Here is a 12,219-nt window from a genome sequence, read left to right as displayed (position 1 = left end):
GATCCTCATTTCTACAGGTCTGACTTAGAACGACACTTTGCGCTGAGACGTTGAGATTTGTCAATTGTTGCGCAGCTTACAAATTGTTAAGGCGTCCGTAAGCTAACGGTCATCTTGGTCTTTGCTTTGAGAGCGCCTAGGGCCTTGGTATGACTTACCATCTTTACGATCCTTTGAATGGCTCCAAAGATCACTTTTCCCTTATCCAAAAGAGGTAAACAAATAGATTGCGGCCTCCCCGGTGTGGTATTGTCCAAACATTCAACTTCAATAAATCTCAGTAATACGAACGTATAATATCGAAAATATTTTGAAAAATTTGACAATTATTGGATTTGGTGAACAATAGGAATAGGTATTATCGTCTATTTTGATAATATAAGTCTGTAAAATTCTTGTTTTGTCTTTCTTGGGGGAAAGTAAATGGCGCTTCACATCGCTCTTATAACGCCTTCTCGCTACGATACCGACGGCTATGTTCAGCAATGGAAGCGTCCGGTGATGGTTACCCAGGCGCAGGCGGCCATCAAGGCCCTTCTGAAGGATTGCAATGATCGCGAGGTGCTGGGCGAAGACAATGAGATAACTTGCGAAGACCATTACGAGATTTTCGGTCCTGTGCCGATTGAGGGCATCGTCGCCCGGATAAGGGAGGCGGGTCACGGAGCGGTCTTTTTGACCGGCGTCCTGAGTGCCTTTTTCCCGCGAGCGCTTGATCTGGCCCGCATGTTCCGCGCCCATGATATTCCGGTGGTCATCGGTGGCGTGCATATCAATGGCATCAAAGCCCTTTTCAAGGACAATGATTACGGCTTGCAGGATGCCCTGGATATGGGAGCCTCGCTCTTTGTCGGGCAAGCTGAAGGGCACCTGGATGATCTCTTGAAAGACCTTAACGCCAATGAGCTCAAACCGGTTTACGACTATCTCAGGGATTTGCCGGATCTGAGTTCGGCGCCGATGCCAGCCTATGATGTCGACACGATCAAGAAGAGTTTTACAGGCGTCGTGCCGATCGAAACCAGCCGTGGCTGTCCGTTCCGCTGTACCTTCTGTTGCATCCCTAACACGCAAGGGGTGGAAATGCAGATGCGCGACCCGCAGGTGATTGCGGACTATGTGCTCGAATATGCACGCAAGGGCGTGAAGACGTTTTTCCTGTCCGATGACAACATCGCCCGCAACAAGCGTTGGGAAGAGGTCTTTGACAAACTGATCGAAATGCGCCGCAAGCACAAAGTGGGCTATGAACTCATTATCGAAGCCGACACCGTCGCCTACAAGATTCCCCGTTTCATCGAAAAGGCAACCGCTGCCGGGGTAACGGATGTATTCCTTGGTTTGGAATCTATCGATCCGGAAACCATCAAGGCCGCAGGCAAGAAGCACAATCGTGCTGCCAATGTGCGGGACATGTTCGGTTCATGGTATCAGGCCGGAGCTGTCACTATTTCGGGCTTCATCATCGGATTCCCCGGCGAAACGGAAGACAGAATATTGAGCAATGTTGACACGCTTGTAAGCGAATATTCAGGCGAAATCTTCACGCTCTCGGTGCTGACGCCGTTGCCGGGCTCGGTGGATCACAAGCGCCTGCACGAGAAGGGGACCTATATGGACCCTGACCTGAATAATTATGATCTGGGCCATTTCGTTTTCAATCACGATACTCTGGATGAAACGTCGGTCGAGCGCCTAACGCCACGCATCGTGCCCAAGGTCTATTCCTTGCGCCGCGCCTGGACCATCATGCTGCAGGGCTTGCGCAATCCAACCAAGGCGGTTACCAATTTTGCTTGGACGGTCGGCCTCACCCTTGGTTATCGCGTAGGCGGCACCGGCGTTTACGAAGTCGGGTCGGGACGTTACCGCAACCGACATCTGCGCCGTCCGGGGTTGCCCAAGGAGCCTTTGCTAATCTTTTACCCGAAATATTTCTTAAAGGATGTTTGGGGTATCTTGCATGCCGGTTTCTATCTGGCTGCGCTGCGGAGCATGCTGTTTGTTGCCAAACGCAAGGTGGCGCGAGAGCGGGCTGCAGCTGAGAAGGCGCAGGGCAGTATCGCCGCAGGGGCCAAGCAGACGGTTTGAGAACCAGCTGCCCGACTGGTCTAGAGGCTATCGTGCTATCATGCCGTTCTCCATGCGACAAAATCGCATATGGGTATATGCGCATGTGCGCCCTAGTAAAGATTCATAAACGCTTTGCATTTACACTTTTAGCACTGTTGATCTATCCACATATCCATGCGGAAGATCGCTGGTGCGGAGTTGTGTATGCCTGTAACTGTTCTTTCGGCTTTGAGAGTACTGGTCATCGAAGATAGTGCGTATATGCGCACGATCATTCGTACCATTTTGCAGGGGCTTGGAGTCCGCGAAATCTTCGAAGCAGAAGATGGTGGTGTCGGCCTTGAAAAGCTCGAGCAGCTCTCTCCTGATCTGTTGATCATCGATTGGGTCCTGCCCATTCTGGATGGGCCGGAACTGGTGCGCCTTGTGCGCAACCCGAACCACCCCATGGGAACCGTTCCGATTATCATGATTTCGTCCTACGCCGAGAAGCACCGCATCATGGAGGCCAAGCAGCTTGGCGTGCATGAATTCCTGCGCAAGCCATTCTCTGCCAAGGATATGTATCTCAGGATCGTGGCCGCCACATCGATGGATCGTCCCTTTGTGCGCACCGACAATTATTACGGACCTGCACCACGGGAATCCGTCACGCGACGGGCTGGCGATGGAACCACCGATCTTGGACAGTCCGGAGTTTCCGTACCAACTGCCTTTGCTTGAAGCGGCGCTACATCCAGCTTATCGAACGATTGTCAGACTTTCTGCTGCGCGTGTCACGCCGGTATAGAGCCAACGTGTCCTATGGTCACGAAAGGCCCAGCTTTCGTCAAACAGCATCACATTGTTCCATTGGGAGCCCTGTGCCTTGTGAACGGTCAGCGCATAGCCATAGTCAAAGGCATCGCCCTTCTTGCGCACGGTCCAGGGGATTTCCCCCTCATGGTCTTCAAACAGCATCTTGGGAATCTTCAGCGGGACACGGCCGGACAACTCATGCCCCAGCTCGGGTGAGACACGCAGCTTGAGATCTTTGCCCGTGCGGCTCGTGACCTTGTCGACAATCCAGATGCCGCCATTCAAAAGGCCCTTCTGGTGATTGTTGCGCAAGCATACAAGCTTGTCGCCAACGCGAGGATAGGGCCCCTCGAATTCCTTCAGCTCGCGCAGGCGTTTGTTATATTTCTGACGGGTCAGATTGCGCCCGACGAGCACCTGATCGGCTTCCAGCACCTGTTCGGTTTCAAGGCCGCGGCGACCGATCACTTGCACGGCACCATAGTCGCCATAGTCCGGCGTCTTGCCTTCGCGCACGTCTTGCGCCAGACGGATGATCGGATTGTCTCGTGCCTGCCGGTGAATTTCCGTGAGCATGATATCGGGTTCGTCTTCGGTGAAGTAGCCGCCGCCCGAAACCGGTGGCAGCTGTGCCGGATCGCCCAACACGAGCACGGGCTTGCCGAAGGAAAGCAGGTCCGAGCCGAGCATTTCATCGACCATGGAGCATTCATCAATGATAATCAGATCGGCATCATGGGCCGGACTGTCGCGATTGATAACAAAGGCAGGCACGTCTTCATCGCGCTCCTCGTCATCGCTGGTGTCCGGTCGGTAGATCATCGCATGAATGGTGCTGGCGCCTGCGCATCCCTTCTGGCGCAAAACCTGCGCAGCCTTGCCCGTAAAGGCTCCAAACAGAACGCTGCCGTCGATCCCCTCTGCAAGATGGCGTGCCAGCGTGGTCTTGCCTGTTCCTGCGTAACCAAAGAGGCGAAAGATCGGTTCATCGCCGCGCTTGATCCAGTTGTCGACTGCTTTGAGCGCCGCATCCTGCTGTGGTGACCAGTCCATTCTTGCCTCGCAACAAACGCAAAGCTGCCGCTGGTGCCTGTTCTCCGGCGCGGCAGCTTCGTTCTTCATGGAATCCGATGATGGAATCACTTTGACGGATTCGTGTTTGGTTGGGCCAAGACTGTCCAAGCACGGCCAAAATATCAAGTCGATTGCTCGACTTTGTATTGATCTATGGAAAGATTGCCATGGAGACACGGCCCAGAAGACACGGCCCAGAAGAGACGAGAAGGGCGTTGCTCAAGGAACATGGTACCTGAAACGTGCAGAGGGATCTTATAGGGCTGGCAATGTCAAAAGCCCCTTGGCGCTCACTTGGCGTACAAGGGGCGTTTGGTTGTGACTAGAAACCGGTTCTATATCAGGCTCTTAGGCGCATGCGATCTTCTGTATCCCTGGAGCGGACCTCTCGGTCGATCAGGGTGGCAAAGTGAGGTGACAAACCCGACAACTGGTCAAGCCCGATTGTCGCAAGCCGGTTTTCTGAAGGATCCAGCTTGGAATAGTGGGCAAGGCCTGTCAGGATGGTCATCACATGATGCAGGCTCAACCGTCCCAGATCTTCTTCACTGGCGCTTTCCTGTTTGATGCGCTCGATCAGCCGAGAGAGACCTGCCGTCAGGCTGGCATATTGATCCTGAAAGATTTCGTAGGATTGTGCGTCCTCTGCATTCAGTTCACTCAGACCGTTAAAAATCAAGCAGCCGCGCCCCCGACCTTGGTCGGCAAGAAAATGGCTGAAATCGAGAATGAGGTCCACCAACACAAGGTCTGGTTGCTGATCATCCTCAACCGGACCGCTCTTCATCAGTTCTTTCAATGGAGAGCTTTCAAGATATCTTTCAAGCACAGTGGTAAGAATACCTTCGCGCGATCCGAAGCTATTGTAGAAGCTGGATCGTTGTATTTTCATCGCGTCTACCAAAGAACTGATAGATGTACGCACGATGCCGTCGGCCCAAAAGCAATTAGTTGCCGCTTCAAGTACAGTTTCTGAGTCGAATTCTTTAGGTCGGCCCATCATACCCCCCTAGGTCATGCGTTTCGACAGATTGGAACTACTATAACTATAAAAGTTACCTCTCAATTCGAGATCTAGCAATGATATTGACCAATAAAATGTAAAATCTGTCGTACTAATACATTAGTAGACGATGGATGATAGGAAAATTTGTCAGGTCAAAAATTAGATTAATCCTATGCATAATATTATTAAATCTATGCAATTGGATTGACATGTCCAGAATGGAGGAATGCTAAAATGTCTGCCAGACATTTGAAGTTATTGATACATTACAGAGTAAAAGTTTTCCGTTAAGTATATTCACTTAGCACTTTTAGGCTGGTCCTGTTGCAGCGATCATAAAACGCTCAATTGTGGCGATCATTTGTTTTTGCTCGCGACCAGACAAGTGGTTGCCTGTGGGTAAACTGATTGCACCGTCGCTCCAGCTCGCTGCATTCGGGAAATTACCAACTGATTCTTGTGAAAAAAAGAATTTCAACTGACCAAGGTGGCGGTAACTCTGGCATATCTGGAACCCCTCATTATAGAGACTATCGAATAAGGATGTTCTTTGGAACGGCTCCAGACATATCGGATAACTCTGCAATATTCGAACACATTCTTCAGAAGTGGTGAGTATCTGAAGCCCCATCTGGATGAGGGCAACATCATAATTTGCCACCTGCTTTTCGATCGCAGATCGTGTGTTGAGGCTATAACTAATGCAATTTTGAAAATACTGATCCTGATCGTCTGTGAGCTGCCCCACCAGATCGACATAAGGGGCCTCTTCGGCTTCTGGTGAGACGGTCTGGAACAGCCGTTCAGCGATGTCATGCTGTGCAGTCCAGTAGGATAGGCGTGCATGATGATCCTGATTGCGTGTGGCAATGAAAGCCGGAAGCTCTCCCTCGACATCGCGCCAGCCTGGCAGGCAGGCAACCAACAGATCGCAGTGGGATGCCGGGCTGTTGCTTTGCCCAAGAGAAAGAAAGGCGTCTGATCCATCTTCGATCAAGGCAATGGAGCGGGCTCTCAATTGCTCGTGCAAGGCCTGATGGGAGGCAACTTGTCCATAGAGATGGCACAGGACGACACAGCGTGTCCGCTCGGTTATTGCCTCCATCACCGCATCATGGTCAATGAGATAGGAACCCGCACGCACATCAACCAGAACGGGGCTGGCCTTGGCAAGCAGAATGGCGTGAATGATGCCCGCCGGAGCCAATGCAGGAAGAATGACTTCGTCACCTGGCGCAACATGGCAAGAGAGCAGGGCCGTATAGAACGCACTGGACCAACCGACGCCGTAATGAATATGAGCATCCTTGAAATGGCGCTGCAACATTGTGCGCGCCGTCTCGCTGTTGCTGGTCTCCATTCGGGTTGACCGGCTGGTCTCTCGAATCGCATCGGTGGAGACATGTGTCTGCCCTGCCATCAGGGGAGCTTCACGGTGGGGAGAGGACGTCTGTTCATCCTGCGAGGGTATCTTGTTCATCATGTCGGCGCCTGACTTTTGCTTCTATCCCTTCAGACTAAGAGACAGGCGGGCAACAAGCGGTTAATCGGGTTCCGGAAGGCGGATGGAGTCCACCCTCTAACCCCAGTCTTTTTCCTGTTTGGTTAAGAAAATATTGTTTGCCGAAAGGGACTAGCCCTGCGCACCCTCAGGTGTCAAAAAGTGCGTCGTCTTCGATATCTTCAGCAGTCTCCAGTGGACTGAGATAGCCTTCCACCGCGTGCACCTGATCGCGGAAACGGCGCAGATTGTCCACCACCACAGACCCTCCAAGGCGGGTGCATTCGGCCAGAATAAGCTCGCAAGCCGATGCTGCAGGCACCAGCGAGGGCAGCAACTGCGGCCCCGTCATGGGAACAAACAGCCCCATATTGGCGAAGGGCACTGCAGGAGAGGACATGGTGTCGGTTATGGCAACGATCTTACAGCCGCGTTTCTTGGCGACCGTCAGCAAGCGCCCACCCTCGGATGCATAAGGGGCAAAGGTGAAGAGGATGATGAGATCCTTTTCGTTCGCCTGTCCCAGAACATCAAAATGCGAGCCGTCAGGGCTTTCCAGAAGCTGGATCTTGGGCATGGCGATCTGCCCTGCATAAGCAAGATAATGGGCAAAGGCGAAGGATGAGCGATAGCCGGACACATAAACACGGTTGGCATCCAGAATGGCCTTGGCGATGCGTTGCACAGCCTTTTGCGTGTCTGGCTGGAACAGGCTGGTCAGGTTGCCAAGAGTCGCTTTGCCGATTTCAAAGAAGATGTCAGACTCTCCGTCCCAGCGGCCGTCTTTCTGAAGCGCAGCAGCACGGTCTTCAAAGCGCACGTCACGCGCTTGCACACCCTGCTGGAACACGGCGCGGAAAGGCTCGAAGGTGGAGAAGCCGACCACCTGTGCCAGACGCACCACCGTTGAGGGATGGACATCGGCAGCCTTTGCCAACTGGCGCACCGACTTGAAGGCAACGTCGGCCGGATTTTCCAAAATATAGGAGGCTGCAACCTTCATCTGGGGAGAGAGGTCTGCATAGGACTCCCAAATCTCTTGGCGAAGGTCATCCAGTGTCATGGTGGCTCTCATCATTCGGCATCATGGGCAGGCGAGGCAGGGCCGGATCAGGATATCCGGGCTCGCCGAGTGGGTCTCTGGCTTCTTATTACATAAGATGGCCCGGTTTGGCAAAAACAGCAGCGTTCCTCTTTTAAGCAGCAGAAGAGTTGGGGTGCAAGCCTTCGCTTGTTAATAGTTAAAAATGGTTTCTCATTTGCTGCATTCTGGTGTTAAGCTTCTGATATTTAATAATGGTTTGAAGACATGTTTCTTCGTTGATTGCTGGAACACCCCTTAATGCTCGGAATACCGAAACCCCTGATTATCGCGATGTCTGCCAATGGTCCGAAACGGACAAAGCGCGACCATCTTTTCCTGCCTGTTAAATTGGCTGAACTGAAGGCTTCTGCCCTTGAGGCACGCGCGTCCGGTGCAGCCCTTTTTTCCTGTGCGCCACGCGATGAGCGTGGACTGGCATCTCTGGACAAGGCCGTTTGTAAAGAGACAGTCGCAGCGCTGCGAGAAACTCTGGAGGAGAGCGCCCTTGTTCAGTTGGAGTTGGATTTGAGTGACATTGGTGCAGTGGAGAGCTGCGCGCGCCTTTTGAGCGATGTGAAGCCTGACGCCTGCCTCTTGCCTTTCAGCCAGCTTTTTCCGCGTGATGGCGACGAAAATGATGAGGACAGCGCAAGGGATCTGCTTGATGTGTGTGAAGAATTGGGGATCGGCGTCCAGTTCTCCATGACAGATCCGACCGATGTCGATTGGTATTATGCATTTCGCCAATATGGCGTTATCCCGGAAAGCCAGCGGGCTCTTTTGTTCATTCTGGGCGAAGATGGCGAGGAGCCGACCAGCAATGTGCATGGCTTGCGTCAATATCTTGCCGGGCTGGATAAGCTTCACTTGCTGGAAACCGTCCGCTGGTCGGTGGCTGCATACGGCTCTCAAGAGGCGGTGTCTCTGGCCGCTGCCATAGCCATGGGTGGACAGATTGCTCCGGGTTGGGCATATAATATCCACACAGTGGATGGAGAACCCTATAGCAGCCAACAGCAGCAGGTTGCCTTGTTCGGACAGTTGGGCATGAGTCTTGGTCGTCCTCAGGCCAGCGCCTTTGAAGCCCGCACCTTGCTGTTTGGTCCCCGCTGAAAGCTGCCAGTCTGTCCATACCAGGGCTGTCAGATAACAACCGCCCAAACAATCACTGCCCACACAAAAGCTGGCAGAGCAACCCAAATTCAATAAAGGCACATGAAATGTCGGATCGCTTCCTTCCTCGGCGTGACAAGACGGACGCTGAGCTCACCAATTGCGAACTCCAATATGATGGCTTCATCAAGCTCTCCACCTGTACGCTCTCCTTCACCAAGAGCGATGGCGAAAAGGTAACGCTTACGCGGGAAATTCATGACCATGGTGAGGCGATTTGCGTGTTGCCCGTCGATCGCGAGCGCCGTGTCGCCCTGTTAGTGCGCCAGCTGCGCGCCGGTGCGCTCTATAACAAAGAAAAGGATCCCATGATCCTCGAGGTTGCTGCCGGTCTGATCGATCCAGGCGAAGAGCCCGAACAGGCGACGTTGCGCGAAGCCGAGGAAGAGCTGGGCTTTCGCATTTCCGATCTTCAGAAAGTGTCCAGTTTCTATATTTCGCCGGGCACGCTGACCGAACGCCTCTATGCCTATCTGGCTTCCTACAGCCTCACGGATCGCGTCAGCGAAGGCGGCGGGCTGGCCGAAGAGGGAGAGGATATCGTCGTTGAGGAAATCGCGCTGGACGAGCTGGGCGAAGCGGTACTGCAAGGCAATCTAAGGGACGCCAAGACCATCCTTCTCATCCAACATCTGATGTTGAGTGAGCCCGAGTTGTTCTTCTAACGCTCTGTCTGGCTTCAGGGGTGAGACATGAAAAGGCCGGCGATGCATCATCGTCGGCCCTTGGTCTTTGAGGCTTGTGAAATTCTTTGAAGATCTTCTATTCAGATGGTCAGGCCAAACAGTTGGCGTCAAACCGTCGGAGTCTGTCCGGCAAGGATGGAAGCCATCCAGTCGGTATCGATATTCTGGCCGCTAAGGACCACACCGACCTTCTTTCCGGCCATCTTGTCTTTTTCGCTCATCAGCGCGGCCAGCGCAGCAGCACCGGCGCCTTCGGCAATATTGTGCGTTGCGCGGTAAATGAGCCGGATTGCGTCGGCAACGGTGTCTTCTTCAACCCGCACGATGCGCTCTGCATTCTTCATGATGATATCCAGAGAGTCTGGATCAGGTACGCGCACGGCGAGGCCATCAGCAAAGGTATCGCTGCGGTCGGCGGGTGTCAGAATGCCTGACTCAAAGGACTTGGCATAGCCATCGACGCGGGCTGTAACAACGCCAACAATCTTGGTCTTGAGGTTCAAGGCATTGCGCGCTTCGATCATGCCGCAAATACCAGAGCCCTTGCCGATTGGCACATAGACCGTATCCAGATCCGGATTCTGCTGCAGCATTTCATAGGAATAGGTGCCAACGCCTGCAACAAGATCTTCATGGTAGGAGGGAACCATGTGGAGGTCTTCTTCTGCGGCCATTGCTTTTGCCTTGGCAACAGCTTCGTCAAAATCCTCACCCGCTTCAATAACAGTCGCCCCGAATGCGCGCATGGCGGCGTTTTTCTCAGGCGAATTGCCCTTGGGAACGATGATGGTGGCCTTCAGCCCTTCAATGCGTGCGGCAAAGGCAAGGCTCTGGCCATGGTTGCCGCGCGTAGCAGAAATGAGGCCTGCGCCACCGGGAAAGCGCTTTTTATAGCGATTGGCATAGACCAGACCACCGCGCACCTTGAAAGCGCCAGTCGGCGTGTGGTTCTCATGCTTCATCCAGACGTCAACGCCAAGCTCGTCGGCCAAGAGGGGCCAGTTGTAACAGGGGGTCGGGGCGAGAACCTTGTAAATGAGTTCTTCGGCTTTTTCAAAATCGAGACAGCTAAGCATTGCAGGTATCCTTCGGTTATCAAAAATGGATCAGCAGTCATCTGGTTTTGGCGGTCTGGGCACCGGGCTCCAAGACGCCCTCCTTCAAACCGGTTTCCAGAGGGGGCTATGGAACGGGCGGGAGAAGGCGGGTTTGCTGATTGCGTAAAATTCTGTTGTGAAAAATCATGGCAAAGGATATTGTATGGTTCAAATCTTATATTGTATGGGATGCAAGATTATTGCCTTCCATACAATTTTTTGAGCCCGTTTTTTCGCTGTTTGATCCATAAAGAGGGCGAGGGTGGAATGGCTGGTCTTTTTGCAAGACGGTGCGGAAGGGTAAAATGAAAGACAAAAAGGTAAGTTGGTGTCCGGATCTGGCCGGATATACCGGTCCGCTCTACCGTGCCATCGTGGATGCCATGCAGACGGATATCCGCAGTGGAGCCTTGCCTGTGGGGGCACGGTTGCCAACTCAACGTGATCTTGCATGGGCTCTTCAGGTCAACCTCTCCACGGTGACGGAAGCCTTCAAGGAGGCCACGCGTCTGCGTCTCATCGCCGGGGAAGTGGGGCGCGGAACCTATGTTCTACCCGTCAATACGGCCACCCAGCTATACGCCATTGATCGACCCCATGCGGAAAATGCCATCGACTTGTCCACCATCAAGCCCGCGCATGCCTTTTCCAATGAGGATGTTCGCAGCCTCTTTTCCGCGATGCTGGAGCGAGAGGATCTGGCCGAGGTCATGGAATATCACGCGCCGAGCCTGATTGCGCGCTGTCGGGATGCTGTGGTCACATTGTGCAGGGCGCGCGGGTTCCATCCGCGTCAGAGCAACATCTTTCCTTGTGCCGGAGCGCAGGCGGCGCTGTTTGCTGCCTTGCAGATGATCGCCAAACCCGATCTGCCGGTGCTGGTTGAGGAATTGACCTTTCCGGGCATGAAGGTTGCCGCCAAGCAAATGGGGTTACGGCTGGTTCCCGTGGCCATGGACAAACATGGCATCTTGCCCGAAGATCTGGACAGGGCCTCCAGGGCCAGTGGTGCCAAGACACTCGTGGTCAGCCCGATCCTGCAAAACCCGACCGGGGCCACCATGGATCGCAAGCGCCGCGCCGATATTGTCGAAATGGCCGAAAAGCTTGATCTGCTGGTGATTGAAGAGGATGTCTATGGCGGTTTTTCCAACCAGCCCCCGCTCAGCCTTCAGCTGGCCGGGCGGTCGATACTGGTCGGTGGCCTCTCCAAACTCGTCGCGCCGGGGCTGCGCTTTGGCTATATCGTCGTGACCTTTGATGAGGCTAGATCCAAGGCGCTCAATCTCAATTTCGCCGCCGACGAACTGGTGCATGTGACAAGCTGGATGACTGCGCCGGTCATGCTTGAACTTGCGTGCGACTGGATCGAAAGTGGCGCTGTACAGCAGCATATGGATTGGCAACGGCAGGAAGCGCGTGCCCGCCAGTCACTCGTCCGTCGACGCCTTAACCTGCCCGCACTGGGGCGAGACCCCGCAGCGCCGCATCTCTGGATTTCAACAGCAGAAGGAAGCCCCTATAGCAACAAAACCGGTGAACAGCTCGCTTCGCTGGCGCGAGCTGCCGGGGTGGATCTGGTGCCAGCATCCACCTTTTGTGCCGGACGCATGTTGTCAGACGGTGTCCGCATATGCGTTACAGCCCCGCGCGATCGCGCAGATCTGACGGAAGCCTGCAAGCGCCTGTTGCAGGTTTGGGAGTAGCCCAGCCTCTTCGTGGACAAG

10 protein-coding genes and 1 pseudogene are annotated in these 12,219 nt (G+C 53.8%); 5 read left to right on the top strand and 6 right to left on the bottom strand.

Annotated features, from left to right (window positions below; translation table 11 throughout):
- Window positions 1-423 precede the first annotated feature (423 nt).
- Together ACKPCT_RS13660 and ACKPCT_RS13655 are read left to right on the top strand one after the other, a co-directional pair.
- On the top strand, window positions 424-2,091 hold the full coding sequence (locus ACKPCT_RS13660; RefSeq protein WP_319567161.1) for a B12-binding domain-containing radical SAM protein: 1,668 nt from the start codon (window positions 424-426) through the stop codon (window positions 2,089-2,091).
- A 186-nt stretch (window positions 2,092-2,277) separates the two neighbouring features.
- Window positions 2,278-2,796: a response regulator gene (locus ACKPCT_RS13655; RefSeq protein ID WP_175527947.1), complete on the top strand. Its 519-nt coding sequence runs from the start codon at window positions 2,278-2,280 to the stop codon at window positions 2,794-2,796.
- A gap of 18 nt (window positions 2,797-2,814) precedes the next feature.
- Here the strand turns inward: ACKPCT_RS13655 and ACKPCT_RS13650 are convergent, their stop codons facing one another.
- The 5 genes and pseudogenes from ACKPCT_RS13650 to ACKPCT_RS13630 form a co-directional block, all read right to left on the bottom strand.
- Complete coding sequence (locus ACKPCT_RS13650; protein WP_090070137.1) at window positions 2,815-3,924, bottom strand: ATP-dependent DNA helicase; 1,110 nt, start codon at window positions 3,922-3,924, stop codon at window positions 2,815-2,817.
- 361 nt (window positions 3,925-4,285) lie between these two features.
- Complete coding sequence (locus ACKPCT_RS13645; protein WP_244544609.1) at window positions 4,286-4,837, bottom strand: TetR/AcrR family transcriptional regulator; 552 nt, start codon at window positions 4,835-4,837, stop codon at window positions 4,286-4,288.
- 3 nt (window positions 4,838-4,840) lie between these two features.
- Window positions 4,841-4,945, bottom strand: a pseudogene (locus tag ACKPCT_RS13640) (TetR/AcrR family transcriptional regulator); the annotation flags it as partial.
- Between the two features lie 316 nt (window positions 4,946-5,261).
- Window positions 5,262-6,434, bottom strand: coding sequence for a DegT/DnrJ/EryC1/StrS family aminotransferase (locus ACKPCT_RS13635; protein WP_319567160.1), 1,173 nt, complete (start codon window positions 6,432-6,434; stop codon window positions 5,262-5,264).
- A gap of 166 nt (window positions 6,435-6,600) precedes the next feature.
- Window positions 6,601-7,515 carry a MurR/RpiR family transcriptional regulator gene (locus tag ACKPCT_RS13630; protein ID WP_175527949.1) on the bottom strand — a complete coding sequence of 305 codons (915 nt, stop codon included), beginning with the start codon at window positions 7,513-7,515 and terminating at the stop codon, window positions 6,601-6,603.
- A 279-nt stretch (window positions 7,516-7,794) separates the two neighbouring features.
- On the opposite strand from ACKPCT_RS13630, the gene ACKPCT_RS13625 reads away from it, so the two are divergent.
- Window positions 7,795-8,649 (top strand): 3-keto-5-aminohexanoate cleavage protein, encoded by an 855-nt coding sequence (locus tag ACKPCT_RS13625; protein WP_319567159.1) that lies wholly within the window; start codon window positions 7,795-7,797, stop codon window positions 8,647-8,649.
- A 107-nt stretch (window positions 8,650-8,756) separates the two neighbouring features.
- A complete protein-coding gene (locus tag ACKPCT_RS13620) occupies window positions 8,757-9,374 on the top strand; it encodes an NUDIX hydrolase (RefSeq protein WP_319567158.1) in 618 nt (205 codons plus the stop codon).
- A 128-nt stretch (window positions 9,375-9,502) separates the two neighbouring features.
- On the opposite strand, the gene ACKPCT_RS13615 is transcribed toward ACKPCT_RS13620, so the two are convergent.
- The gene (locus ACKPCT_RS13615) at window positions 9,503-10,471 is read right to left on the bottom strand and encodes a threonine dehydratase (protein WP_090070152.1); all 969 of its coding nucleotides are present in this window, start codon (window positions 10,469-10,471) and stop codon (window positions 9,503-9,505) included.
- Between the two features lie 326 nt (window positions 10,472-10,797).
- On the opposite strand from ACKPCT_RS13615, the gene ACKPCT_RS13610 reads away from it, so the two are divergent.
- The gene (locus ACKPCT_RS13610) at window positions 10,798-12,198 is read left to right on the top strand and encodes an aminotransferase-like domain-containing protein (RefSeq protein WP_319567157.1); all 1,401 of its coding nucleotides are present in this window, start codon (window positions 10,798-10,800) and stop codon (window positions 12,196-12,198) included.
- Window positions 12,199-12,219 lie beyond the last annotated feature (21 nt).

Source organism: Cohaesibacter marisflavi (assembly GCF_963665895.2).
In the GTDB taxonomy this organism is placed as follows: domain Bacteria; phylum Pseudomonadota; class Alphaproteobacteria; order Rhizobiales; family Cohaesibacteraceae; genus Cohaesibacter; species Cohaesibacter marisflavi.
This window is presented reverse-complemented; position numbering and strand designations above follow the sequence as displayed.